The sequence below is a fragment of the Streptomyces sp. MS19 genome, assembly GCF_047200595.1.
In the GTDB taxonomy this organism is placed as follows: Bacteria; Actinomycetota; Actinomycetes; order Streptomycetales; family Streptomycetaceae; genus Streptomyces.
In genome coordinates this window covers 1-23,797 of record NZ_JBJZOH010000045.1, presented here as the reverse complement: position 1 = coordinate 23,797, position 23,797 = coordinate 1, and the positions used below count along the sequence as shown (strand labels likewise).

Annotated in this window: 23 protein-coding genes; 15 read left to right on the top strand and 8 right to left on the bottom strand. The window is 75.8% G+C overall.

The features are described 5' to 3' along the window. The first annotated feature begins 10 nt into the window (after positions 1 to 10). Both ACL02R_RS26900 and ACL02R_RS26895 read left to right on the top strand, forming a co-directional pair. A complete protein-coding gene (locus ACL02R_RS26900) occupies positions 11 to 856 on the top strand; it encodes a GNAT family N-acetyltransferase (protein WP_412799559.1) in 846 nt (281 codons plus the stop codon). Between the two features lie 64 nt (positions 857 to 920). Further along, positions 921 to 1,487, top strand: a complete 567-nt coding sequence (locus ACL02R_RS26895; RefSeq protein WP_412799554.1) for a GNAT family N-acetyltransferase — start codon at positions 921 to 923, stop codon at positions 1,485 to 1,487. 24 nt (positions 1,488 to 1,511) lie between these two features. On the opposite strand, the gene ACL02R_RS26890 is transcribed toward ACL02R_RS26895, so the two are convergent. From ACL02R_RS26890 to ACL02R_RS26880, 3 genes are read right to left on the bottom strand one after another with little or no spacing between them, the layout of a single operon-like run. Next, positions 1,512 to 2,408 (bottom strand): aminoglycoside phosphotransferase family protein, encoded by an 897-nt coding sequence (locus ACL02R_RS26890; protein WP_412799553.1) that lies wholly within the window; start codon positions 2,406 to 2,408, stop codon positions 1,512 to 1,514. Between the two features lie 2 nt (positions 2,409 to 2,410). Next, positions 2,411 to 2,902, bottom strand: a complete 492-nt coding sequence (locus ACL02R_RS26885) for a ferritin-like domain-containing protein (protein WP_412799552.1) — start codon at positions 2,900 to 2,902, stop codon at positions 2,411 to 2,413. Continuing rightward, entirely contained in the window at positions 2,899 to 3,402 is a 504-nt protein-coding gene (locus tag ACL02R_RS26880; RefSeq protein ID WP_412799551.1) for a hypothetical protein, read from the bottom strand. The genes ACL02R_RS26885 and ACL02R_RS26880 overlap by 4 nt, the downstream gene beginning before the upstream one ends. 245 nt (positions 3,403 to 3,647) lie before the next feature. On the opposite strand from ACL02R_RS26880, the gene rimP reads away from it, so the two are divergent. The 9 genes from rimP (at position 3,648) to ACL02R_RS26835 (ending at position 13,924) form a co-directional block, all read left to right on the top strand. Further along, positions 3,648 to 4,157: a ribosome maturation factor RimP gene (rimP, locus tag ACL02R_RS26875; RefSeq protein WP_412799550.1), complete on the top strand. Its 510-nt coding sequence runs from the start codon at positions 3,648 to 3,650 to the stop codon at positions 4,155 to 4,157. 2 nt (positions 4,158 to 4,159) lie between these two features. Continuing rightward, positions 4,160 to 5,242 carry a transcription termination factor NusA gene (nusA, locus tag ACL02R_RS26870; protein ID WP_412799549.1) on the top strand — a complete coding sequence of 361 codons (1,083 nt, stop codon included), beginning with the start codon at positions 4,160 to 4,162 and terminating at the stop codon, positions 5,240 to 5,242. 125 nt (positions 5,243 to 5,367) lie between these two features. Next, the gene (locus ACL02R_RS26865; protein WP_412799548.1) at positions 5,368 to 5,670 is read left to right on the top strand and encodes a YlxR family protein; all 303 of its coding nucleotides are present in this window, start codon (positions 5,368 to 5,370) and stop codon (positions 5,668 to 5,670) included. Positions 5,671 to 5,822: 152 nt separating this feature from the next. Then, positions 5,823 to 8,879, top strand: a complete 3,057-nt coding sequence (gene infB / locus ACL02R_RS26860) for a translation initiation factor IF-2 (RefSeq protein ID WP_412799547.1) — start codon at positions 5,823 to 5,825, stop codon at positions 8,877 to 8,879. An 87-nt stretch (positions 8,880 to 8,966) separates the two neighbouring features. Then, positions 8,967 to 9,263, top strand: a complete 297-nt coding sequence (locus ACL02R_RS26855) for a DUF503 domain-containing protein (protein ID WP_362965261.1) — start codon at positions 8,967 to 8,969, stop codon at positions 9,261 to 9,263. Between the two features lie 15 nt (positions 9,264 to 9,278). Then, a complete protein-coding gene (gene rbfA, locus ACL02R_RS26850) occupies positions 9,279 to 9,758 on the top strand; it encodes a 30S ribosome-binding factor RbfA (RefSeq protein ID WP_412799546.1) in 480 nt (159 codons plus the stop codon). 7 nt (positions 9,759 to 9,765) lie between these two features. After that, positions 9,766 to 10,668, top strand: coding sequence for a tRNA pseudouridine(55) synthase TruB (truB, locus tag ACL02R_RS26845; protein WP_412799545.1), 903 nt, complete (start codon positions 9,766 to 9,768; stop codon positions 10,666 to 10,668). 119 nt (positions 10,669 to 10,787) lie between these two features. Continuing rightward, complete coding sequence (locus tag ACL02R_RS26840) at positions 10,788 to 12,884, top strand: hypothetical protein (RefSeq protein WP_412799544.1); 2,097 nt, start codon at positions 10,788 to 10,790, stop codon at positions 12,882 to 12,884. Between the two features lie 95 nt (positions 12,885 to 12,979). Continuing rightward, positions 12,980 to 13,924, top strand: coding sequence for a bifunctional riboflavin kinase/FAD synthetase (locus tag ACL02R_RS26835; RefSeq protein WP_412799543.1), 945 nt, complete (start codon positions 12,980 to 12,982; stop codon positions 13,922 to 13,924). A 39-nt stretch (positions 13,925 to 13,963) separates the two neighbouring features. Here ACL02R_RS26835 and ACL02R_RS26830 read toward each other — a convergent pair whose 3' ends face one another. The 3 genes from ACL02R_RS26830 to eccE form a co-directional block, all read right to left on the bottom strand. Beyond that, a complete protein-coding gene (locus ACL02R_RS26830; RefSeq protein ID WP_412799542.1) occupies positions 13,964 to 16,783 on the bottom strand; it encodes an SCO5717 family growth-regulating ATPase in 2,820 nt (939 codons plus the stop codon). A 256-nt stretch (positions 16,784 to 17,039) separates the two neighbouring features. After that, complete coding sequence (locus ACL02R_RS26825; RefSeq protein WP_412799541.1) at positions 17,040 to 17,720, bottom strand: hypothetical protein; 681 nt, start codon at positions 17,718 to 17,720, stop codon at positions 17,040 to 17,042. Next, positions 17,720 to 19,054, bottom strand: coding sequence for a type VII secretion protein EccE (gene eccE / locus ACL02R_RS26820; RefSeq protein WP_412799540.1), 1,335 nt, complete (start codon positions 19,052 to 19,054; stop codon positions 17,720 to 17,722). Before eccE ends, ACL02R_RS26825 begins: the two co-directional genes overlap by 1 nt. A gap of 92 nt (positions 19,055 to 19,146) precedes the next feature. On the opposite strand from eccE, the gene eccB reads away from it, so the two are divergent. The 3 genes from eccB (at position 19,147) to ACL02R_RS26805 (ending at position 22,572) form a co-directional block, all read left to right on the top strand. Continuing rightward, entirely contained in the window at positions 19,147 to 20,625 is a 1,479-nt protein-coding gene (gene eccB, locus ACL02R_RS26815) for a type VII secretion protein EccB (protein ID WP_412799539.1), read from the top strand. Position 20,626: 1 nt separating this feature from the next. Next, a complete protein-coding gene (mycP, locus tag ACL02R_RS26810; protein WP_412799538.1) occupies positions 20,627 to 21,811 on the top strand; it encodes a type VII secretion-associated serine protease mycosin in 1,185 nt (394 codons plus the stop codon). 62 nt (positions 21,812 to 21,873) lie between these two features. After that, complete coding sequence (locus ACL02R_RS26805; protein ID WP_412799537.1) at positions 21,874 to 22,572, top strand: class I SAM-dependent methyltransferase; 699 nt, start codon at positions 21,874 to 21,876, stop codon at positions 22,570 to 22,572. Between the two features lie 22 nt (positions 22,573 to 22,594). Here the strand turns inward: ACL02R_RS26805 and ACL02R_RS26800 are convergent, their stop codons facing one another. Further along, on the bottom strand, positions 22,595 to 22,858 hold the full coding sequence (locus ACL02R_RS26800; protein ID WP_362965283.1) for a DUF397 domain-containing protein: 264 nt from the start codon (positions 22,856 to 22,858) through the stop codon (positions 22,595 to 22,597). An 88-nt stretch (positions 22,859 to 22,946) separates the two neighbouring features. Further along, on the bottom strand, positions 22,947 to 23,222 hold the full coding sequence (locus ACL02R_RS26795) for a hypothetical protein (protein WP_412799536.1): 276 nt from the start codon (positions 23,220 to 23,222) through the stop codon (positions 22,947 to 22,949). Positions 23,223 to 23,440: 218 nt separating this feature from the next. Here ACL02R_RS26795 and ACL02R_RS26790 point away from each other — a divergent pair. Next, on the top strand, positions 23,441 to 23,797 hold a 357-nt coding region (locus tag ACL02R_RS26790; RefSeq protein WP_412799535.1), incomplete at its 3' end, for a hypothetical protein.

Here is a 23,797-nt window from a genome sequence, read left to right as displayed (position 1 = left end):
CCGCCCTGTGCTGACCACCTCCACGACCCGGGTCCTGGGCCCCGACGACCTCGGCGCCGCCCTCGCCGTCCTCAACAAGGACCCGGTCGCCCACGCGTTCGTCACCGCGCGCGTCCTCGACTCGGGGCTCGAACCGGCCTGGCTCGGCGGCGAGATGTGGGGCTGGTACCGGCGCGGCCGGCTCCAGTCCCTCTGCTACGCGGGCGCCAACCTCGTGCCGGTCAGCGCCGGGCCCGCCGCCGTGCGCGCCTTCGCCGACCGCGCGCTGCGGCAGGGCCGCCGCTGCTCCTCCATCGTCGGCCTCTCCGCGCCCACCGCCCGGCTGTGGGCCCACCTCGAACCGGCCTGGGGCCCCGCCAGGCTCCTGCGCCGCCGCCAGCCCCTGATGGCCACCGACCGCGCGCCCGGGGACATCACCCCCGACCCGGCGGTCCGGCGCGTGCGCAAGGACGAGATGGACATCGTGCTGCCCGCGGCCGTCGCCATGTTCACCGAGGAGGTCGGCGTCTCCCCGCTGGACGCCGACGACGGCGGCCTCACCTACCAGGCGCGCGTCGCCGAGACCGTCGGCAGCGGGCGCTGCTTCGCCCGGATCGAGGACGGACGCGTCGTCTTCAAGGCCGAGATCGGCGCCGTCACCCCCGACACCTGCCAGCTCCAGGGTGTGTGGACCGCCCCCGACCGGCGCGGCCAGGGCCTGGCCACCGCCGGACTCGCCACCGTCCTGCGGCACGCGCTCGCCGACACCGCGCCCGTCGTCAGCCTGTACGTGAACGACTTCAACACCCCCGCGCTCACGGTCTACCGCCGCCTCGGGTTCACCGAGACCGGCGTGCTGATGAGCGTCCTGTTCTGACGCGCGCGCCCCGCGCCCCCCGGGCGGGCGGGACTTCCGCCCGCCCGCGCGTTAGCCTCCCCGCATGACACCATCCCCCGGTGGCGCCGCCCCCGGCGACCAGCGCGTCCGCATCGCCCCGCTCGACCTGGCCGCCGCCGTGGACGAGGCGCTGGCCGTCCAGGCCGAGGCGTTCGGACTGACCCAGGAAGAGGTCTCCGTACGCCGCCACATCGTCCTGCGCCACGCCGCCGCGCCGGGGGCCCGCGCCCTCGGCGCCACCGTGCCCGACGGGACGCTGGTCGGCTTCGTCTACGGCATGCCCAACGACCGCGCGCAGTGGTGGTCCACCGTCGTCGAGCCCTACCTGCGCCGCAGCGGCAACGAGTCCTGGCTCGACGACTCCTTCACCGTCACCGAGCTGCACGTCCACCCCGACCACCAGCAGCGCGGCATAGGCCGCCGCCTCATCACGCGCATCACCGGCGACGCCGGGCAGCCGCGTTCGATCCTCTCCGCCGTGGACACGGAGAGCCCGGCCCGCGGCCTGTACCGCAAACTCGGCTACCAGGACCTCGCGCGCCGCGTCATGTTCCCCTCCGCGCCGACCCCGTACGCCGTCATGGGCGCCACGCTGCCGCTGCGCGACTGACCCGGCACCGCGGTCCCACGGCCCTCACAGCCAGGTGGCGAACTCCAGCAGCATCTCGCCCTCGCCCGGCCGCCCGGTCCCGTACGCCCGCGCGGCGGAGGCCACCGCGCGGAAGAGCGCCCAGCCGCGCAGCCGGTCGGGGTCGAGGTCCACGGAGTTCGCCAGCCGCGTGACCCGGCGCCGCGTCGCGGACGCGGCGCCCGCCGAGGCCACCAGGTCGTGCAGCCGGTCACGCGCCAGCCGCGCCAGGTCGTAGGCCGGTTCGCCGACCACCGGTTCGGGGCCGACCGCGAGCCAGTGGGCGCGTTCCGCGTCCGAGGCGAGCACGGCGCCCTGCCGGAAGTCGCCGTGCAGCAGCGCCTCGCCACCGGCGCCCGCCAGCAGCTCATCGCGCGCGTCCAGCGCCCCCGTGACCAGGGGCAGCGCCTCCGGCGGCGCCGCCGTCCGCATCAGCTCCGCCTGCCCCGCCGTCCGCTCCGCGACCGAGGGGAACGGGTGCCCCTCGCCCGGCGGCACCCACAGCCGCCGCAGCACGGAAACCGCCTCCAGCGACGCCTTCGCGTCCGCCAGGGACCGCAGGGACGTCCCGGGCCGCAGCCGTTCGAGCAGCAGCGCGCCCGCCGCCGCGTCGGCGCGCAGCGCGCGCACCGCGCCGAGGCCGTCCCAGCGCCGCAGCGCCGCCTCCTCGGCGGCCACGGGGGCGGCGCCCGGCGCGGCCAGCTTCAGCGCGGCGGCGTCTCCGCCGGCGGTGCGCACGAGGACCGTCATGCTGGTCCGCCCGCCGGGCGCCACGACGCGCTCGGGTGCCAGCTCCCAGCGGCGCGCCGTGCCGCCAGTCAGCTCAGGCAGCCGGGCGAGCCAGTCGTCCGCCCCGGCCGCCCGCTGCGCGCGCACGAGGTGTTCGGGTGGCAGCAGCTCCATGCTCAGCGGCTCCCGTCGGCCGCGTACTCGGGCAGCCCGGGGAACGGCACCGGCGCCCCCTGCCAGCGCGCCGCGCGGACCGCCGCCTCGGCCAGCGCCGCCGCGGCCTCGCGCCGCGTCTCCTCCCCGCCCGCCCCGACGAGGTCGGCGTACGCCGCGGCGAGCCGTGTCTCCAGCTCGCCCGCGAGCCGCACCGCGCCCTCCGCGTCGGCCACGTCGAACGGCAGCGCGTACGCGGCGGCGGACGCGACCGGCGTGCCGCCCATGTCGCGGACGGCGCGGTGCAGCGTGTCCCGGCGCGCGCGGTGCGCGGTGTACGCCTCGGAGACCTCGCGGCCCCGGTCGTCGCCGATCCGCCCGCCGACGACGCCGTAGCCGTAGACGGCGGCGTGCTCGGCGGCCAGCGCGGCCTGCGTCGCGTCCAGTTCGGACAGGGGGTCGTCCGCCGGGCGGCGGGCGGGACGCGTGGCGCGGAAGAGGGGGAGGGACGTCATACGCGGGCCTCGTTCAGCAGATGGGCCTGGACCGAGCCCGACGCGGCCAGCGAGGCGAGCAGCCGGGCGAGGTCGGGGGGCAGTCCCGGGAGGGCGTCGGTCCGCTCGCGGGCCAGGGACCGTTCCGCGTCGGCCAGGGCGGACAGGGCGGCGGCGGCGTCACCCGGGACCTCGGGGGTGTCGTCCGCCACCCCGGCGGCGGCCGGGTCGTCCGCGCTGAGCGCCGTCACATGGGCGGCCACGACCGCGCGCAGCGGGGCGAGCGTGCCGTCGAGCGCCGGATGGGCGGCGGTGGTGGCGTCGTACCTGGCCAGCAGGCCGTTGCTGTCGCGGGCGGCCCGGCGGCGCAGGCCCCGTGCGGACGCGGGTCCCACCGCGCCGCCGCCCCCGCCGCCGCCGTCTGAGCCGGTGCAGCCGGACACGGCGGCGGTCAGACCGGTCGCGATCCCGCCGGCGAGGAGGACGCGTCTGGGCAGACGCGAGGATGTGCCAGAGGGCATGGCTTCCCGCACTTCCCGTCGTGAGAGAACGTTGTGAGAGAACGACAAGATCACCGCACGGTGAGCGTACCCGGGGCCCCGTCCCGTTCCCGCGCCACCCCGGAACCCCGGCGTGCCAGGCGGCTGACGGTCCCGGCGGGGCGCGAGGACGGTCGGCGGCACCCCCGGCAGGCGATAGGGTGTGGGCCGGGCGCGCCCGACACGCTCCGTCCCACAACAGCACACGCGGCCGAGGAGTCACCCGGATGAGCACGATCCCGATCGAGAGGCTGCGGGCACTCCTTGAACCCCTGGCCGCCGCGCGCGGCATGGACCTGGAGGACGTGCGGATCACCCAGGCGGGCCGCCGCCGGCTGCTCCAGGTGGTCGTGGACACCGACGAGGGCGTGCAGCTCGACGCGTGCGCGGAGCTGAGCCGCGACATCTCGGCCGCGCTGGACGAGAGCGACGTCATGGGCGACGCCCCCTATGAACTCGAAGTGACCTCGCCCGGCGCCGAGCGCAGCCTGACCGAGCCGCGCCACTTCCGCCGGGCGACCGGCCGCCTCGTCCTGATCACACCGCACGAGGGCGCGGAGCTGACCGCGCGCATCACCGCCGTGGACGAATCGGGAGTGGATCTCCAGGTGCCGGGGGAGAAGGGACGCAAGCCCACGACCCGCCGCATCGACTTCGACGGGATCGCGCGGGCGCGGGTCCAGGTCGAGTTCAGCCGCAGGGCGGCCGGCGACGACGACAGCAGCAAGGAGGCGTAGCCGTGGACATCGACATGAGTGCCCTGCGTTTGCTCGTCCGGGAGAAGGAGATCTCCCTGGACCTGCTGGTGGAGGCCATCGAATCGGCCCTCCTGATCGCGTACCACCGCACCGAGGGCAGCCACCGCAGGGCCCGCGTGGTCCTCGACCGCGCCACCGGGCATGTGACGGTCTGGGCCCGCGAGGAGCCGGAGGACCGGGGGGACCGCGAGGACGGTGAGGGCCGTGAGGAATCCGACGCGGGCGCGGAGCCGCCGGAGTTCGACGACACGCCGTCCGACTTCGGCCGGATCGCCGCGACGACCGCCAAGCAGGTGATCCTCCAGCGGCTGCGGGACGCCGAGGAGGACGTCACGTTCGGCGAGTACGCCGGGCGCGAGGGCGACGTCGTCGCGGGCGTCGTCCAGCAGGGCCGGGACCCGAAGAGCGTCCTGGTGGACATCGGCCGCCTGGAGGCCATCCTGCCGCCGCAGGAGCAGGTCCCCGGCGAGGAGTACCGGCACGGCGCGCGGCTGCGGTCGTACGTCGTGCGGGTCGTGAAGGGGGCGCGCGGCCCGTCCGTCACCCTCTCGCGCACCCATCCCAACCTCGTCCGCAAGCTCTTCGAGCTGGAGGTCCCCGAGATCGCCGACGGTGCCGTCGAGATCACCGCGATCGCCCGCGAGGCCGGGCACCGCAGCAAGATCGCCGTGCGCTCCCTGCGCCCCGGGCTGAACGCCAAGGGCGCCTGCATCGGCCCGATGGGCGGCCGGGTGCGCAGCGTCATGGCGGAGCTGCACGGCGAGAAGATCGACATCGTCGACTGGTCGGACGACCCGGCCGAGATGGTGGCGAACGCCCTCTCGCCCGCCCGCGTCACCCGCGTGGAGGTGGTGGACGCCGCCGCCAGGTCCGCCCGTGTGACCGTGCCCGACTACCAGCTGTCGCTCGCCATCGGCAAGGAGGGGCAGAACGCCCGCCTGGCCGCCCGGCTCACCGGCTGGCGCATCGACATCAGGCCGGACACGGAGCCGTCCGGCGGGGCGGACGGAGAGCGCGCCGCCCAGAGCCGCGAGGACAGGCCACGGCGCACCGGCGCGGTCTGACGCGGCGCGCGGGCTCCCCCGTTCCCGGAACCCGCCGGGAAGGGGCGCGGGAGTCCGGTCGTTGTCATGAGCACCGGTACGGCGCCCCCTTTCGGCGCCGTACGGACGGGGAGGTAGAATTCTCAGTGTCTGGTCCGACGCATGCCCGCGCCTGCCCGGAACGTACCTGTGTCGGATGCCGTCAGCGCTCAGCCAGGGACGGCCTGCTGCGTGTGGTGGTGAACGGGGATCGCTGTGTCCCCGATCTTCGCGGTACGCTGCCCGGTCGGGGCGCATATCTGCATCCCACGCCGAACTGTCTCGAACTGGCGGTCCGCCGTCGTGCGTTTCCCCGGGCCTTCCGGACCCGGGGTCCGCTCGGCACCGGGGAGCTGCGACAGGCGGTCGGCGGGGAGGCGCCCGATGCGCCACGGACAGAGGCACAGTAAGAAACGCCGCGCGGAACGGCCGCGCGGCAGGTACCTCGCGAGTTGGAAGTAGGTCGAGATTGCGATGAGCACTCGATGAGTACGCGATGAGTACGCCCGTGAAGTAGCGAAGGTCCGGCGGACGACCGACCCCGGACCGTAGAAGGAGCGAAGTGGCTAAGGTCCGGGTATACGAGCTCGCCAAGGAGCTTGGAGTCGAGAGCAAGGTCGTCATGGCCAAGCTCCAAGAACTTGGTGAATTCGTCCGTTCGGCGTCCTCGACGATCGAGGCGCCGGTTGTCCGAAAACTGACTGATGCACTGAGCGCGGGGAACGGCTCCGGCCGCAGGCCCGCGCGTCCCGGCGCGCCCGCCCCCAGGCCCGGCGCGCCGAAGCCGGGTGCCGTGGGCCCGAGGCCCGGCGCCCCGCGTCCCGGCGCTGCCGCGCCGGCCCCCAAGCCGGGCGGTCCCCGCCCGACGCCGGGCCCCGCGCCCACCCCCGGCCCGGCGGCACCGCGGCCCGCCGCCGCCAAGCCGGCGCCGGCCGCCCCCGAGTTCACCGCCCCGCCCGCGGCCCCCGCGGGGGAGACGCAGGCGACGCGTCCTGCGGGACCGCGCCCCGGCGGCCAGCAGGGCCCGAAGCCGGGCGCCCGTCCGGCGGGCCCCAGGCCCGGCGCGGGTGCCCCCTCCGGCGGCCCCGCGGGCGGCCAGGGCAAGCCCGCCCCGGCCAAGCCGGGCGGCCCCAAGCCGGGCGGCAGGCCCGCGGGCCCGCGTCCGGGCAACAACCCCTTCACGACCAGCGGCTCCACGGGCATGGCCCGTCCGCAGCCGCGTCCCGGCCCCGCGGCGCGTCCGGGCGGCGGCCAGGGTGCCCCCGGCGCACCGCGTCCCGGCGGGCAGGACAGGCCTGGTCCGCGTCCGGCTGCCCCCGGTGGCAACCGCGCCACTCCGGGCAACATGCCGCGTCCCCAGGCGGGGCCCGGCGGCCCGCGTCCCGGCCCGCCCGGTAACCGTCCCAACCCCGGCATGATGCCGCAGCGGCCCTCGGCCGGCGGGCGTCCCGGCGGCCCCGGCGGCCGTCCGGCGGGCGGCCCCCGCCCGGGTGGCGGCGGTTTCGCCGGCCGCGGTGGCGGCGGTGGCGGCGGCGGCCGTCCCGGCTTCGGCGGTGGCGGTGGCGGCGGTTTCGCCGGCCGCGGCGGCGGCGCCGGTACGGGCACGCGTCCCGGTGGCGGTGGCGGCTTCGGTGGCGGCGGTGGCCGTCCCGGCTTCGGCGGCCGTCCCGGCGGTCCCGGTGGCCGCGGTGGCACGCAGGGCGCCTTCGGCCGTCCCGGCGGCCCGGCGCGCCGCGGGCGCAAGTCGAAGCGGCAGCGCCGTCAGGAGTACGAGGCCATGCAGGCCCCGTCCATCGGCGGCGTGATGCTGCCGCGCGGCAAGGGCGAGGCCATCCGTCTCTCCCGCGGCGCGTCGCTGACGGACTTCGCCGAGAAGATCAACGCCAACCCGGCGTCGCTCGTGCAGGTCATGTTCAACCTCGGCGAGATGGTGACGGCGACCCAGTCGGTCTCCGACGAGACGCTGCACCTGCTCGGCGACGAGATGAACTACACCGTCCAGATCGTCAGCCCGGAGGAGGAGGACCGCGAGCTGCTCGAGTCCTTCGACATCGAGTTCGGCGAGAACGAGGGCGGCGAGGAGGCCCTGTCCTCCCGTCCCCCGGTGGTCACCGTCATGGGCCACGTCGACCACGGCAAGACCCGCCTGCTCGACGCGATCCGCAAGACGAACGTCATCGAGGGCGAGGCCGGCGGCATCACCCAGCACATCGGTGCCTACCAGGTCTCCACCGAGGTGAACGGCGAGGAGCGGCGGATCACCTTCATCGACACCCCGGGCCACGAGGCGTTCACCGCCATGCGTGCCCGCGGTGCGAAGTCCACCGACATCGCGATCCTGGTGGTCGCGGCGAACGACGGCGTCATGCCGCAGACGGTCGAGGCGCTCAACCACGCCAAGGCCGCCGAGGTGCCGATCGTCGTCGCCGTCAACAAGATCGACGTCGAGGGCGCCGACCCGACCAAGGTGCGCGGCCAGCTGACCGAGTTCGGTCTCGTGGCCGAGGAGTACGGCGGTGACACGATGTTCGTGGACATCTCCGCGCGCCAGGGCACCAACATCGAGGGCCTGCTGGAAGCGGTCATCCTGACCGCCGACGCGACCCTCGACCTGCGGGCCAACCCGGAGCAGGACGCCCAGGGCATCGCGATCGAGGCCCACCTCGACCGCGGCCGCGGCGCCGTGGCGACCGTGCTGGTCCAGCGCGGCACCCTGCGGGTCGGCGACACGATGGTGGTGGGCGACGCCCACGGCCGCGTGCGCGCCATGCTCGACGACACCGGGCGCAACCTCAGCGAGGCCGGGCCCTCCACGCCCGTCCTGGTGCAGGGTCTGACCAACGTGCCGGGCGCCGGGGACAACTTCCTCGTCGTCGGCGAGGACAGGACCGCCCGGCAGATCGCCGAGAAGCGCGCCGCCCGCGAGCGGAACGCGGCGTTCGCCAAGCGCACCCGCCGGGTGTCGCTTGAGGACCTGGACAAGGTGCTCAAGGCGGGCGAGATCCAGCAGCTCAACCTCATCCTCAAGGGCGACGCGTCCGGTTCGGTCGAGGCCCTGGAGTCCTCGCTGCTCCAGCTCGACGTCGGCGAGGGCGTGGACCTGCGGGTGCTGCACCGTGGTGTCGGCGCGGTCACCGAGACCGACATCGACCTCGCGGCGGGCTCCGACGCCATCGTCCTCGGCTTCAACGTGCGCGCCGAGGGGCGTGCCACGCAGGCGGCCGAGCGCGAGGGCGTGGACGTCCGGTACTACTCGGTCATCTACCAGGCGATCGAAGAGGTCGAGGCGGCCCTGAAGGGCATGCTGAAGCCGGAGTACGAAGAGGTCGAGCTGGGCACGGCCGAGATCCGCGAGGTCTTCCGCTCCTCCAAGCTGGGCAACATCGCGGGTGTCCTCATCCGCTCCGGCGAGGTCAGGCGGAACACCAAGGCGCGCGTGGTCCGCGACGGCAAGGTCGTCGCGGAGAACCTCAACATCGAGGGGCTGCGCCGCTTCAAGGACGACGTCACCGAGATCCGCGAAGGCTTCGAGGGCGGTATCAACCTCGGCAACTTCAACGACATCAAGATCGACGACGTCATCGCCACCTACGAGATGCGGGAGAAGCCCCGAGTCTGACCCACCCGGGCCGGGGCCCGTCGCCGGAGCAGCGAGCGCGCTGAAACTCCGTCGATGGGCCCCGGCCCCGGCCGTTACGATCACCACATGTATACCGGGACGCTGTCGTTCGACCTGTTGCTCGGCGATGTCAGATCGCTCAAGCAGAAGCGCTCCGTGGTCCGGCCCATCGTGGCCGAGCTGCGCCGGAAGTACGCGGTGAGCGTGGCCGAGGTCGGCGACCAGGACCTGCACCGCCGCGCCCGCATCGGGCTGGCGGCGGTGTCGGGCGACGCGGGGCACCTCACCGGCATGCTCGACGAGTGCGAGCGCTGGATGGCGGCCCGCCCCGAGGTGGAACTGCTGTCGGTACGGCGGCGGTTCCACGGCGACGAGGACGATTAGCGAGGAGACAGACCAGTGGCCGACAACCCCCGGGCCAAGAGGCTGGCGGACCTCATCCGCGAGGTGGTCGCGCAGAAGCTGCAACGGGACGTCAAGGACCCGCGGCTCGGCAGCCGGGTGACCATCACGGACACCAGGATCACCGGCGACCTGCGCGAGGCCACCGTGTTCTACACGGTGTACGGCGACGACGCGGACCGCGCCGAGGTCGCCGCCGGGCTGCGGAGCGCCAAGGGCATCCTGCGGTCGGCCGTGGGCGCGGCGGCGGGCGTGAAGCACACGCCGAGCCTGGAGTTCGTCCCCGACGCCCTGCCCGAGAACGCGCGCAACCTCGACCACCTCTTCGACCAGGCGCGCGAGCGCGACGAGGAGCTGCGGCGCGCGTCGGAGGGCGCGGACTACGCGGCGGGCGCCGACCCGTACGTCAGCAGGGACCGCGACGACGACGGTGAGGTGCCGGAGGACGGCACCGGCAAGGACGAGCGGGAAGACTGAGCCGGCCATGAGCCGCACCACCAGCACCCCCCCGGACGGGCTCGTCGTCGTGGACAAGCCCGCCGGTTTCACGTCCCACGACGTCGTGGCCGTCCTGCGCGGCGTCGCCCGCACGCGGCGCGTCGGCCACGCGGGGACGCTCGACCCGATGGCGACGGGTGTCCTCGTCCTCGGTCTCGGCCGCGCGACCCGCCTGCTCGGGCACCTCGCGCTGACCGAGAAGGAGTACCGGGGCACCATCCGCCTGGGCCAGACGACGGTGACCGACGACGCCGAGGGCGAGGTCACCGGCGCGGCCGGGGCCGCCGGGCTCGACCCGGCCGCGGTCGCCGCGGGCACCGCCGCGCTGACCGGCGACATCATGCAGGTACCGGCCAAGGTGAGCGCCGTCAAGATCGACGGGAAGCGCGCGTACCGCCGGGTCCTCGACGGCGAGGACGTCGAGATCCCTGCCAGGCCGGTGACGGTCTCCGCGTTCGACGTCACGGCGGTCGCCGAGCGCGCGGCGGAGGACGGCACGCCCGTCACCGACCTCGACGTGACGGTCGTCTGCTCGTCCGGCACCTACATCCGGGCGCTCGCCCGCGACCTGGGCGCCGCGCTCGGCACCGGCGGCCACCTCACCGCCCTGCGCCGCACGCGCGTCGGTCCTTACAGCCTCGGCGCGGCGCGCACGCTGGACGAGCTGCGCGCCGAGCTGACCGTGCTGCCGCTCGGCGAGGCGGCCGCCGCCGCGTTCCCCCGCTGGGACGTGGACGAACGGCAGGCGCGTCTGCTGGGCAACGGCGCCCGCCTCGGCACCCCGGCACTCCCGCCGGGCCCGGTGGCGGTCTTCGGGCCCGCCGGACGGTTCATCGCGCTCATCGAGGCGCGGGACGACACCGCGCGCAGCCTCGCCGTCTTCGTCTGAACCGCACGGGGCCGCCGCCGTTCACCCGAACGGCGGCGCGCCCGTGCAGAACCGCCCCGAGCGGGGCAGAGTGCTCCCGCGCCGGTCCGGCACCGGCGGCGGCACGGGAGGTTCGGCAGATGGCGTACGAGCGCGCGCTGGTCCACATCCGCGACCTGGCGGGGCGGGTGCGGGGACGCGGCTTCGTCGCCGACCGGGACAGCGGCACGGTCGTCACGACCCACGAGGCCGTCGACGGCCTCGCCAGGCTCCTGCTGCGCACCGGCGACGGCGACACGCGGCAGGTCCGCGCGGCGGCCGTCACGCCGCTGCCCGAGTGGGACCTCGCCCTCGTCGAGGCGCCCGGCATCCGCGCCGAACCGCTGCTCGTCGGCGGCGAACGGCCGCCCGGCACCGCCGTCCGCGTACGGCTCGACGCGTGGACCGACTCGGTGCTCCTCGCGGGCGGACCGGCCACGTACACGGCCACCGACCGCCTCCACCGAGTCCCCGACACCGTGGCGCTCCCGCTCCCGCCGGGGCGGCTCGCCGCCCTTCGGCTGAACGCGGCGTACAGCGGGGGCCCGGTCGTGGACAGCGTGACGGGCGCGGTGGTCGCCGTGCTGGGGACGGCGCTGCACTGCGCGGGCCGCGCGGCCGGGCTCGCCGTACCGCTGCACGCCGCCGCGGCCGCCGGAGGGCCGCTCGCGGGGCTGCTGCGGCGCAACGGGCGGGCCGTCCCCGGCTTCGGCGCCGACCTGACCCCGGCGGGACTGCGCGCCCTGACCGCCGCGACGCTGCCCCCCGTCCCCGGCGGCGGACCCGGGGACGGGGAAGGGAACGGGGACGGGACGGCGGACGCGCTGGCCCGTTTCGAGGCGGGGACGGCCCAGGTGCTGCCCCTCGCCGCCCCGCCGGGGGCGGAACGTGCCCTGGCCGTCGCCGCGTACGCCGCGCGGCGGCAGGACGGTGGCGGCCCGGTGCTCTGGCTGCGCGGCGATGTCCTGCGGGACGGCGACCACAGCCTGCGAGACGCGCTCGCCCGCGCGCTGCCCGGCGTGGACCCGGACGTCGCCGCCCGTGTCGCGCGGGACGACGGGCGGCGGCTGCTCGTCGTGCTCGACGTGCCCGACACGCCGGGAGGCGCCCCCGCCGCGCGTCCGCAGGGCTGGACGGCGGCCACCTGCGCGTGGCTGCGGGCGGCCGACGTGCGCCTGGTCGTGGTCTGTTCGCCGGGGCTGCGCGCGGACCTGGCGGCGTCCCACCGGCTCGACCTGGTCGTACGGCGGATCGTCCGCGCGCCCGGCTGCGACGCGTCGGCGGGCGAGGCGGCGGAGCGGCTGCGGGAGGCGGCGCGCCGCTCGGTGGGGACGGGGGCGCTGGGGCGGCGGGCGTTCGAGGCGCTGTTCCCGGCGGCCGGGGGCTGGGGCGGCGCGGTGCTCGGCGAGGGGGTGATGCGGCGTGAGGGCGCCGGATACCGGTTCGTGGACGGCGAGTTCGCCGACTGGCTGCACGGGCCGCACCTCGACCTGGACGCCACGCTCACGGCGGCGGCGCGCGGCGCGGTGCCGCGCGACCGGGCCGGGACCGTCGTCCAGGCCGTGCTGCACCTGGCGCGCCGGGCCGGGACCGACGCCGTACGCCGCCGCCTGCGGCCGCTCGCCGAGGCCCTGGACGCGCCGGGCGATCCCGGCTGGTGGGCGCGGCACCTGCTGCGGGCCGTGCCGCTCGGGCTGCCGGAGGCGGCCGGGCTGCTCGCCGAGCTGCGCTGGCTGGCCGACCGGATCGGCGGACTCGCCCTGCCGGTGGGCGCGTTCGGGCCCGTCTTCTGGCGGGGGCTGCGGCTGCCGGCGGAGGAGACGTTCGACCTGCTGCGGCGGCTGCTGCCCGCCGACGCGCCCGGGACCGGGGGCGAGCGCTTCCTGACGACGGCCGCGGCGCTGCTGGCCGATGTGCCGGGCGCGGGCGTGGCGGCGGTCACGCGGTGGCTGGGGGACGAGCGGCCGCTGCGCTGCGGCAGCGGTCCCGCGCCGGGCGAACTGACCGTGGCCACCGCCGCGCAGGCGCTGCTGTACGCCCACCGTGGCCGCGCGCCGGAGACGCTGGCGGCCGTCCTCGCGGGGGCGCCGTGGCCGCGCGCCGGGGAGCTGCTGGCCGAGCTGGCGGGCGAACGGGTCGCCGGGCCCGCCGCCGGGCAGCCGGCCGTGCCGCGTGCCGTCTGCGGCCGGGCCGGGTGAGGCGGCCGTCCTCACCGGCCGTGGCGCCAGGTACCTTGGACCGGCAGGACCACCGGCAGCGGTGGCGTGGGCCCAGGTGGTGAGGAGCGGAAACGGTGCAGCGCTGGCGTGACTTGGCGGACATCCCCGGGGACTGGGGACGCAGCGTCGTCACCATCGGTTCGTACGACGGTGTTCACCGCGGGCATCAGCTGATCATCGGACGGGCGGTGGCCCGCGCGCGGGAACTCGGTCTGCCCGCCGTCGTGGTCACCTTCGACCCGCATCCGAAGGAGGTCACCCGGCCCGGCAGCCACCCGCCGCTGCTGGCGCCACACCCGCGCCGCGCCGAGCTGATGGCGGCCCTGGGCGTGGACGCGGTGCTGGTGCTGCCGTTCACCAAGGAGTTCTCGCAGCTGACACCCGCCGACTTCGCGGTGAAGGTCCTCGTGGAGAAGCTCCACGCGCGCACCGTCGTGGAGGGGCCGAACTTCCGCTTCGGCCACCGCGCCGCCGGGACCGTCGCGACGCTCACCGAACTGGGCGGCACGTACGGCTTCGAGGTCCTGGTGGTCGACCTGTACGAACGGGGGGCCGCGGGCGAGGGCGAGGCGTTCTCGTCCTCGCTGGCGCGGCGCCTGATCGCCGACGGCGATGTCGCGGGTGCGGCCGAGGTGCTGGGCCGCCCGCACCGCGTCGAGGGCGTCGTGGTGCACGGCGCGCGGCGCGGGCGCGAACTGGGCATCCCCACCGCGAACCTGGACCCGCCGCCGTACACCGCCATCCCCGCGGACGGCGTCTACGCGGGCTGGCTCACGGCGGCCGGGGAGCGGATGGCCGCCGCGATCTCGGTCGGCACCAACCCGCACTTCCACGGCACCGAGCGCACCGTCGAGGCGCACGCGCTGGGGCGCACGGACCTGGACCTGTACGGGATGCGCGTCGCCGTCGACTTCACGGCGTTCGTGCGCGGGCAGGAGACGTTCGACTCGCTCGACGCGCTGCTGGAGAAGATGGCCGACGACCTGCGGCGCGTCCGCGAGCTGACCAGCGGCGGCTGACCGGACCCCCGGGTACCCCCCGGGGGTCCGGCGCGCGCGTCAGCGCTGCGGGGGCGGCGCGCCCCAGCCGCCCGGCTGCTGCGGGAAGCCGTAGCCGGGTGGCCCCGGCGGGGGCGGCTGCTGCTGCACCTGCGGCGGATACCCGTACTGCGGCTGCTGCGGCTGCTGCTGGCCCGGCTGCGCGCCGGGCGCCGGGTACCCGTACCCCTGCGGCTGCCCCTGGCCCGGCAGCGGCGGCGCCACCTGCGGCGGCATCCCGCCGTCCGGCGTCCACAGCCCCTGCTCCTGCTGCATCCGGGAGAAGTCCTCCGCGATCAGCGCGGCCAGGTCGAAGTAGGCCTGCCGGGTCTTGGGCCGCATCAGGTCCAGCTCCAGCTCGGCCCCGGCCGCCAGGTGCTCGTCGAAGGGCGCCACGACGACACCGCGGCAGCGCGTCCTGAAGTGCGCCACGATGTCCTCGACCTTCACCATCCTGCCGGTCTCCCGCACCCCCGAGATGACGGTGATGGAGCGGCGGACCAGCTCCCCGTACCCGTGGGCGGCGAGCCAGTCGAGCGTGGTGCTCGCGCTGCTCGCGCCGTCCACCGAGGGCGTCGAGACGATGATCAGCTGGTGCGCGAGGTCGAGGACGCCGCGCATGGCGCTGTAGAGCAGGCCGGTGCCCGAGTCGGTGAGGATGATCGGGTACTGCTTGCCGAGCACCTCGATGACGCGTCGGTAGTCGTCGTCGCTGAACGCCGTGGAGATGGCGGGGTCCACGTCGTTCGCCAGGATCTCCAGACCCGACGGCGCCTGGGACGTGAAGCGCCGGATGTCCATGTAGCTGTGCAGGTACGGGATGGCGCCCACGAGGTCGCGGATCGTCGCCCCGGTCTCGCGGCGCACGCGGCGGCCGAGCGTGCCCGCGTCCGGGTTGGCGTCGATCGCGATGACCTTGTCCTGCCGCTCGCTGGCCAGGGTCGCGCCGAGCGCGGTCGTCGTGGTCGTCTTGCCGACGCCGCCCTTCAGGCTGATGACCGCTATCCGGTAGCAGGACAGGACGGGCGTGCGGATCGCGGCCAGCTTGCGCTGCCGCTCCTCCTCGGCGGCCTTCCCGCCGAGCCGGAAGCGGGACGGCGGCTTGCTCGCCGGCTGCGACCGCTGCTTGGCGCGGCGCTTGTCGTTGAGCAGGCGGTCGGAGGACAGCTCGACGGACGCCGTGTAGCCCAGCGCGCCGGGCTGCATCTGGACGGGGCTGCTCTCCTGGTCGGGCCAGCCGCCCGCGCGGGGGTCCTGGGGCTGGGGCTGGGGTCCGGGACCGGCCTGGCCCGGCAGCTGCGGGCCGGGGCCGGGGGGCACCTCACCCGGCGGCAGGGCGCGCCGGTCCGGCTGCGGGTACTGCTGCGGACCCGGCGGCTGGGGGAACGGCTGCTGCACGCCCGGCCCCTGCTGCTGGGGCAGTTGCGGCTGCTGGGCCTGCTGCGGCGGCAGTTGGAGCTGCGGGTACTGCGGGGCGAACGGGTGCTGGCCGCCCAGGCTCGGCTGCTGCGCCGGACCCGGCCGGGGCATGCCGGGCGGCAGGACGGGGCCGCCCTCGGCGGGTGTGCCGGGTGACGGCCACTGTCCGGGCGCGGGCTGCTGGTTCGCGGCGGGCTCGGGCCACTGGGGGAGCGCGGGCCGCTGGTCCTGGACACCGGGGCCCTGCGGCGCGCCCTGCACGGGGCGGGCGTAGGGCGGAAGGCCGGGCGGTCCCGCGTTCGGCGGGCCCGGCGGCTGCGGGCCCGGCGGCTGCGGGGACGGCTGCGACGGCGGCTGGGGCCACGGCGGCTGCTCGTTGCCGGGCCGGTGCTGCGCGGGCTCCGGCCACTGCGGCTGGGCCGGGCGCTCGGGCGCGGGGGCACCGGCGACCGAGGGCGGGCCCCCGGGTCCCGCGAGGCGGGGGTCGGCGGTCTGCTGCGGCTGAGGCGGCGGCAGCGGCTCGGCGTCGTCCTCCACCTCCAGCGCGGCCTCGGTTCCCGTCTTGGCGAACTCGACCTCGACGCTCGGGCCCTCCGGCCCCGCCGGGCGCATCGGCGGGGTGAACACCGCCGTGTGCTCAGGGGCGAGGTCACCGGCGGGCGGCGGCGCGGGGGCCTCGGCGGGGCTGTCCTGGGCAGGGGGCTTGATCTGGAAGTCCGGCGGCAGCGGCGGGAGTCCGGCGGGCGCGGCCGACGGCGGCGAGGCGGGCGGCGGGGGAGCGGCCTCGGGCCGCACGGGCTCGGCGCCCGGCGCGTCCTGGCCGTCCCCGGACGCCTCGGCGGGCGCGTTCTCCGGCCCGGGGTCGGCGACCTCGGCGGGCGGCGGCACGTTCTCCGGCTCCGAGCGCGCGGGCGGCGGCGGGGGAGCGGGCCACGCGGGAGCCGCGCCCGGCGCGTCCCCCGTCGCGGCCGGTGCCGGTGCCGTCGCGGCGTCCTGCTGGTCCTCCCGGCCCTGCTGAGCTTCCTGCTCCTGCTGCTGCCTGGCCTCCGCGAGCGCCTTGCGGACGGAGGACGGCGAGAACTTCATCGTCCGCCCGTCCGGCTCCTCTTCGCCGTCCCGCGCGGGCGGCGGCGTGGCGTGCGGTCCCGGCACGGGAGCCGGGGGCGGCGGGAATCCGGGCGGACCCGCCTGCGGCGCGGGCGCGGAGGGCGGGGCCGAAGGCGGCTGCGCGCCACCGGCTGCGTTCTGGGCCGCACCCCCGGACGGCGTGGCCGCCGCACCGCCCGAGTACCAGGCGGGCGGGGTGTAGTCGATGGTGAACTGCCCGGTGGTCTCCGACTCCTCCTCAAGGAGATCGTCATCGGGCCGTTCGTCGGCGGAGGTGTCCTCCGCTGGGCGAACCCTGTCCCGATCGCTGCTCACGACGCGCCTCCCGCTCCTGGTATTGCATCCCTGATCCGCACCTCGTGGGGTTCCGCTACCCGGATGACGGACCGGAGCCCCAGAGCGGTTCCCGCGGCACGGGCTCAGGGCACTGCGCACAGCTCCACTGCCGTGTCGCCACTCACCCTAGTGGGCGTACGGCGAAGACCCGTAGTCCTCCCCACCCCCACGCATACCCATATCGGCCGAAAATCTCCCGGAGCAGACCAGTTGTGACCGAAGTGGGTGTGATGTGTCAGTGGTGTGCGTCCAGGCGGCTCGGGTTCCCCAGGAGACCGGACTCGCTGTCGGTGGGCACCAGGCGGACGAGTCGCCGCGCCGTGCGGGTGCACCACAGCGTCGCGTCCTCGGCGAACGTGGACAGCGCCTCGGCCTGCACCGCCGGGAGCGCCATCACGCGGCCGACCTGCCGTGCCTCCTCCGGTGAGACGCGCTGCACCCCGACCAGCGCGGCGCGTTCCATCAGCCGCGTCGCGGCCGGTCCCAGGTAGGGCAGCAGCGTGAGGACCGGTTGCCACGGCGCCGACGCCACCCGCCCGCGCGGCGGCCGGACACCGCAGTCCCGCACCACCAGCACGGGGCTCCCGAGCGTGGCCCCCAGCGGCGGGACCTGGCCCACCTCGTGCAGCGTCATGCACTCCAGACCGCCGTTGGCGGCCTGCGCGAGCCGCGCCCACACATGCGCACGTCCCGTCTCCACGGCCACCCGCGCCCCGGTCGCCACCGCCCGCAACGCCAGCACCTGCGCCGTCCAGACGCCGCCGACCAGCACCATGTCGTACGGCACCGGATGGTGGATGCCGAGCACGGCCGGCCGCGACCTGCTGTCCACCCCCACGATGATGCCGTCGTCCCCGACCGGCAGCGCCAGCCGGGACAGTTCCCCGACCGACAGCACATGTCCCCCGCGCGGCATCAGCCCATCCCTCCCAGCGGCAGCGTCGCCCGCAGGCCCGCCACCTGTCGCCGGTCCATCCTCACCAGTCCCACCCGCGCGGTGCGCGCCGCACGCGTCAGCGCCCGTCCCGCGGACCGCAGTTCGCGTTCCCCGCGGCCCGTCACCCGGACATGCCCGGTGACCTCGACGGCGCGCGGCCCGTGGGCCCGCAGCGTCAGCGCGAACGTCGTCGCGAACGCGGGCGCGGACGTCAGCAGCGCCACCAGGGCGGGCAGCGGCGCCCCGCCCGTCCCGAGCAGTGGCCAGCGCACCACCCGGAACGTCGCGTGCCACCGGTCGTCGCACCGCCACGCGCGCACGCCCTCCGCCGTACGCCGCGGGCGCGCCCCGTCCCCCTTGCCGACGAGCGTCGTCACCAACGGGTCGGAACTGGCGCACGCCGCCACCGCCGACAGCAGCTCGGCCTCCGACAGCGCCGTGGCCAAGAACCCGGCGCCCGCCAGACGGCTCACCAACTGGTCGGCCGCCCGCGCCAGACACCGCTGCGCGCCCAGCAGCCCTCCGCCGCGCACGGCCACCGCCTCCGGGCACAGCTCCGGGTCCAGCCGCAGCGTCACCCACGTCAGCCGCAACGCCGGCGCACCTCCAGGCCCATGCGCCTGCAACAACGAGTAACTCGCCCCCGCGACCGACCGGCTCGGCAGAACAGGCGCCGGCGCGGGCTGCGTGTGCTGCACGCACTGCACCGACGCCAGGCGTATGCCGTCCGTGTCCAGCGCGTCGTGCAACAGCGTCAGCGGCAACGGCCGCCCGTCCAAGCCCGGCTGCAAGGGCGTCAGCCCCGCCTCCACCCGCAGCACCACCGTCAGCGAGCCCCCGCTCTCCACCATCCCCATCTCGCGCCGCTCCCGCCCGTCCCGCCCGGACCGCGCCGCGAACGCGTGGCACCGCAGCCCCGGACGGCACTCCTCGGCCAGCGAGAACAGCGGGTCGGCGCCCGCCGGGAGCGGCAGCGGCGCGGCCGCGGCCCGCCGCCTCCGCCGCAGCGCCAGCGCCGACCCCAGCCAGCCCGTCAGCGTCTCCCCCTGACGCCACGCCAGCACGGTCAGCACCAGCAGCGCCACGGGCACGGCCACCAGCGCCGCGAGCGGATACCGCAGCCAGCCGTCGGCCGCCCACGCCCCCGACACCAGTCCGCCCGCCGCCTGGACACACACCAGGGGCCACAGCGCAAGCAGCCCGCCCACCCCCGACACGGGCCTCGGCAGCACACCTTCCTGCGCGGCAGCAGCCCCCTCGGGACCCCGCACGGACGCCCCCGCCGCGACGGGCGTCGTCGCCGTCGCCATCATCAGCCCCCTCCTCCCCGTGACCGGACCGTCACCCGGCATAGTAGAGCCCGGGTCCGACAGTTGGTCACGGGCAGGGGGAGGAACGCTCAGTCATGGCGTCACGCAAGGACGAACTCAACGCCTACACCTACGCGAAACGCCGCACCGTCGCGGCGTTCCTGCGGCCGTCGCCCACCGGCACGGAGGAAGGCGCGCCCCGCCCGCTGCGCGCCGTCGTCCCCGGCGCCGTCGTCGGCGCGCTCGTCCTGATCGGCTTCGGCGCCTGGGGCCTGTTCCGCCCCGCCGTCCCCGAGGGCTGGGACGAACCGGGCCGCCACGTCATCATCGGCAGCGACTCCACGACCAGGTACGTCGTCCTGGAGACAGGCGGGCGCACCCAGCTCCACCCCGTCCTCAACCTCTCCTCCGCCCGCCTCCTCCTCGACAGCCCCGACGCCCTGTCGATCGTCAACGTGGACGAGGAGCAGCTCGACAGCGGCACCATCCCCCGCGGCCCCACCCTCGGCATCCCCTACGCCCCCGACCGCCTGCCCCCCGCCGCCGAGGCCGCCGCCGCCAAGCGCTGGGCCGTCTGCCAGCAGCCCGGCGGCGACGGCGGCACCGTGCAGCAGGCCGTCTTCGTCCTCGCCGACCGCGACACCGCCCGCGTGGAGGGTGACGAACGCCTCACCGGCGGCGAGCTGCTCCACGTCCAGGACTCCACGGGCACCGACCACATCGTGGACGCGGCAGGCACCAGGTACCGCATCGGCGACGAAGGCACCGGCGAGGAGGAACGCCGCCTGCTGCGCCGCCTCCTCACCTCGGGCGGCGAGCCGCAGCGCGTCACCGACGAGTGGCTGGCCACCCTCACCGAGGGGTCTCCCATCGTCTTCCCCGAACTCGACGGCGCGCCCGGCGACGACGCGGGCGTCCCCGGCCTGCGCGCCGAACTCAACCGCGTGGGCACGGTCCTGACCGCGCGCACAGGCGACGGCCCGCAGCAGTACGCCGTCCTCCCCGGCCGCGTCGTACCCGTCTCCGACTTCACCGGCATGCTCCTGACCAACCGCCCAGGCGCCGAGTCCCTCGGCATGGCGGGCGAGCCCGTCCCGGCGGGCGCCGCCGACTTCGACCCGGCGCCGCCCGAGGAGAGCATCGACCGCGACCACACCTGGCCGAGCGCCGAGCCCGCCCCCGTGGACGACACCGCGCGCGACACCCTCTGCTCCGTCCTCCTCTCGGTCGACGAGGACGGCGGCACCGAGGTCGCCACCTGGGCAGGCGGCGACTACCCCGCCGCCATCGCCTCAGGCGCCGCCACCGCGTACGTCACCCCCGGCTCCGGCCTCCTCTACCGCCAGGTCCAGGGCGAGCAGACCGAGTCGGGCGGCGTGTTCCTCGCGACCGACACCGGACTGCGCCACGCCGTCCAGGTCACCGCCGACGGCGACGAGGCGGGCGCGGAGGCCCAGACCCTCCTCGGCTACGGCGACATCACCCCCGTCCCCGTCCCCGCCACCTGGTCCACGCTGCTGCCGACCGGCCCGCAACTCGACCGCGACAGCGCCGCCCAGCCCCAGGGGTCCTGACATGACGACCCACCGCATCCTCCCCGCGCTCACCGGCCTGGCCCTGCTCGCCACGGCCTCCCTCACCGCCGCCCCCGCCGCACACGCGGACGGCGGACGCTGCTCGTTCCCCGCCGACCCGATCGCCGAACGCCCCTGGTCGCTCCAGCGCGTCCAGCTCGACCAGCTGTGGACCCGCACCCGGGGCGCGGGCGTACGCGTCGCCGTCATCGACAGCGGCGTGGACACCACCAACCCCCAGCTCACCGACGCCGTCGACGCCGCCAGCGGCGGCGACTTCCTCCCCGGCGACACCGGGCCCACCGACGACCCGGCCGGACATGGCACCAAGGTCGCCGGCATCATCGCCGCCCGCCCCCTCGACGGCTCGGGTTTCGTCGGCCTCGCCCCCGACGCGACCGTCATCCCCATCCAGCAGAACGACAGCGAGGGCAACGGCACCGTCGCCGGGCTGGTCCAGGCGATCGACCACGCCGTCGCGGCCCAGGCCGACATCATCAACATCTCCCAGGACGTGGACGGCGTCCTCGGCCCCGACTCCGAACTGGCACGCGCCGTGGACGACGCGCTCGCCGCGGGCGCCGTCGTCATCGCCTCCGTCGGCAACAGCGGCGCCGACGGCCGCGAACGCCGCACCTACCCGGCCGCCTACGACGGCGTCCTCGCCGTCGCCGCGTCCGACCGCAACAACGAGCGGGCCACGTTCTCCCAGCCGGGCGACTTCGTCGGCATCGCCGCGCCCGGCGTGGACATGGTCTCCACCGTCCCCGGCGGCGGCCAGTGCGTCGACAACGGCACCAGCTTCGCCGCCCCCTACGTCGCCGGCGTCGCCGCCCTGCTGCGCGCCGCGAACCCCGGGTGGACACCGCGGCAGATCGTCAGCCACCTCCAGCAGACGGCGGAACGCCCCGCTCCCGGCCCCGACAGCGACATCGGCTGGGGCGTCGTGGACCCCGTCCGCGCCCTCGCGCCGACCGCCGCCGTCCCCGGCCCGGCCCCCACCCCGGACACCGGCGCGCCCGCCGCGCCTGCCCCCGACATACCGGCGCTCGACCTGTCCGAGACGCACGCGGAACGTGTCGCGCGCCGGGGCACGTACGCCGTCCTCGCCGCGGCCGTACTCGTCGCCGCGCTCGCGGGGGTCTCCCTCGTCCTGCGCGACCGGCGCCGCCGCCACCGCCCCTGACACGCGCCCCGCCGGGAAAAGAGGAGGCAGCGCGTCCGCCGCCTGTGCCAGGGTCGGTGCCCATGCCGACACCATGGATGATCGACGAACTCGCCCACGCGGGCCCCGAACACCTCGACGAGGAGTTCGTCGCCGGATTCGACCGCAAACAGGGCTACCCCGACCCCGCCCCCGACATCGACGCGCTGCGCGCCCACGGCATCGCCGGGAACGCCACCGTCGTGGACCTCGGCGCGGGCACCGGGCGCTTCGCCCTCGCGGCGGCGCGCGCGTTCGCCCGCGTCGTCGCCGTGGACATCTCCCCGGCGATGACGCGGGTCATCGGCGAACGGGCCGCCGCCGAAGGCCTCACAGGCCTGGAGGCCGTACGGGGCGGCTTCCTCAGCTACGAGCACACCGGCCCGCCCGCCGACGCCGTCCACAGCCGCCACGCGCTGCACCAGCTGCCGGACTTCTGGAAGACGGTCGCGCTGCGCCGCATCGCCGCCCTCCTGCGCCCCGGCGGCGTCCTACGGCTGACGGACCTGGTCTACGACTTCGCGCCGGACGAGGCGGAGGGCGTCTTCGCCGACTGGCTGGCCGGCGCGTCCACCGATCCCGCGCGCGGCTACACGGCCGACGACTACGCCGAGCACATCCGTACCGAGCACAGCACCTACCGCTGGCTGCTCGAACCCATGCTCACCGCGACGGGCTTCGAGATCGTGGACGCCGACTACCGCGACCGGCTCTTCGGCGCCTACACCTGCGTCCGGCGCTGACCGCACCGGGACGACGGCGGGGTCACTCGATGTCGAACTCGCCGTCCCTCGCCCCCAGGACGAACGCCTCCCACTCGGCCGCGGTGAACCGCAGCACCGTGTCGGGGTCCTTCGAGTTCCGCATCCCCACGCCGCCTCCGGGCAGGTACGCGATCTCCACCTTCTCGTCCTGCGGCCCGTCCGGGGCGCTCAGCCACTCGACCCCGGAGATGTCCAGGGAGTACAGCTCGTTCTTCTCGCGCTCCTTGCGGGCGGCGATCTCCTCGGGCGTCTCGGTCGTGGCCATCTGTGCGCTCCCCTTGGACTCAGGCGTCAACTCGGGCCCGCGCGACGGCCGCGCGGCAGCCCGTAGGTGATCGTAACGCAGCGGACCGTCACCGGGTGGTGAGAAGCCAGTTGGTCCCCAGCAGCAGCACGAACCCGGCCACCAGCACGGCGGTCCCGAGCCGCGTCCGCCCGCGGCGGCTCATCTCGATCACGGCCCCGCAGAGGATGAACGCGGCGCCGTAGAGACCTATGGACTGCAAGGACGAGCCGTCGCCCAGCTGGTAGACGAGCACGACCGCCATGACGGCCATCGCAGCCCCCGCGATCCCCATCCGCAGCCGCCTGGCCTGGCGGGGAGTGAGCCCCTGCTGTGTCGAAGTCACGCCAGCAGCATAAGCGTTCGGTCTCCGGCGCGTATGCGTAGTCGAGCTGGTCACGATGAGGGATGTGACCCGACGGTTCGGTAACTAGGCTGAGCCCGGGGCGCGGTTCCGTCTTTCCGGAGGTAATCGCGTTGCGTCACCGAGGGTGTACCGGCATAGGATGGGTGGCCCACGGTGACGGGAGGGGCACGAGCTGTGGAGGAGGGGGAGGGGAAGCGATGACGTTCGATCCACGCACGCCGGTGGGCGCGGCGCAGCAGGATCTGCACGTGGAGACCCAGTCGCTCGGGAGCTTCACGATCGCGCTGTCACTCCGGCTGGAGGAGATACGGGCGGCCGGCATCAGCCCGGCTCTCGCCGACGAACTGGCCGCCCGGCCGGAGCAGTTCGGCGCACCGGGGATGGTGCCCGGCGATTTCGGCAGGCAGTACGACAGGATGCGCGCGCGCCTCGCCGAGTTCATCCGCTTCCAGCAGGAGGCCATCGAGGCGCTGGGCATCATCACGCGTCTGGCACAACGGGACTTCGAGGCGCTCGAAGCGGACCAGCTCGCCCGGCTGCGGGAGATCATGGCT

What these genes read in the sequence shown, in the direction of transcription:
- ACL02R_RS26895 (WP_412799554.1), top strand. Translation starts at nt 921, where the DNA reads ATGACACCATCCCCCGGTGGCGCCGCCCCCGGCGACCAGCGCGTCCGC.
- ACL02R_RS26890 (WP_412799553.1), bottom strand. Translation starts at nt 2,408, where the DNA reads ATGGAGCTGCTGCCACCCGAACACCTCGTGCGCGCGCAGCGGGCGGCC.
- ACL02R_RS26885 (WP_412799552.1), bottom strand. Translation starts at nt 2,902, where the DNA reads ATGACGTCCCTCCCCCTCTTCCGCGCCACGCGTCCCGCCCGCCGCCCG.
- ACL02R_RS26880 (WP_412799551.1), bottom strand. Translation starts at nt 3,402, where the DNA reads ATGCCCTCTGGCACATCCTCGCGTCTGCCCAGACGCGTCCTCCTCGCC.
- rimP (WP_412799550.1), top strand. Translation starts at nt 3,648, where the DNA reads ATGAGCACGATCCCGATCGAGAGGCTGCGGGCACTCCTTGAACCCCTG.
- ACL02R_RS26855 (WP_362965261.1), top strand. Translation starts at nt 8,967, where the DNA reads ATGTATACCGGGACGCTGTCGTTCGACCTGTTGCTCGGCGATGTCAGA.
- truB (WP_412799545.1), top strand. Translation starts at nt 9,766, where the DNA reads ATGAGCCGCACCACCAGCACCCCCCCGGACGGGCTCGTCGTCGTGGAC.
- ACL02R_RS26840 (WP_412799544.1), top strand. Translation starts at nt 10,788, where the DNA reads ATGGCGTACGAGCGCGCGCTGGTCCACATCCGCGACCTGGCGGGGCGG.
- ACL02R_RS26825 (WP_412799541.1), bottom strand. Translation starts at nt 17,720, where the DNA reads ATGCCGCGCGGGGGACATGTGCTGTCGGTCGGGGAACTGTCCCGGCTG.
- eccE (WP_412799540.1), bottom strand. Translation starts at nt 19,054, where the DNA reads ATGATGGCGACGGCGACGACGCCCGTCGCGGCGGGGGCGTCCGTGCGG.
- eccB (WP_412799539.1), top strand. Translation starts at nt 19,147, where the DNA reads ATGGCGTCACGCAAGGACGAACTCAACGCCTACACCTACGCGAAACGC.
- mycP (WP_412799538.1), top strand. Translation starts at nt 20,627, where the DNA reads ATGACGACCCACCGCATCCTCCCCGCGCTCACCGGCCTGGCCCTGCTC.
- ACL02R_RS26805 (WP_412799537.1), top strand. Translation starts at nt 21,874, where the DNA reads ATGCCGACACCATGGATGATCGACGAACTCGCCCACGCGGGCCCCGAA.
- ACL02R_RS26800 (WP_362965283.1), bottom strand. Translation starts at nt 22,858, where the DNA reads ATGGCCACGACCGAGACGCCCGAGGAGATCGCCGCCCGCAAGGAGCGC.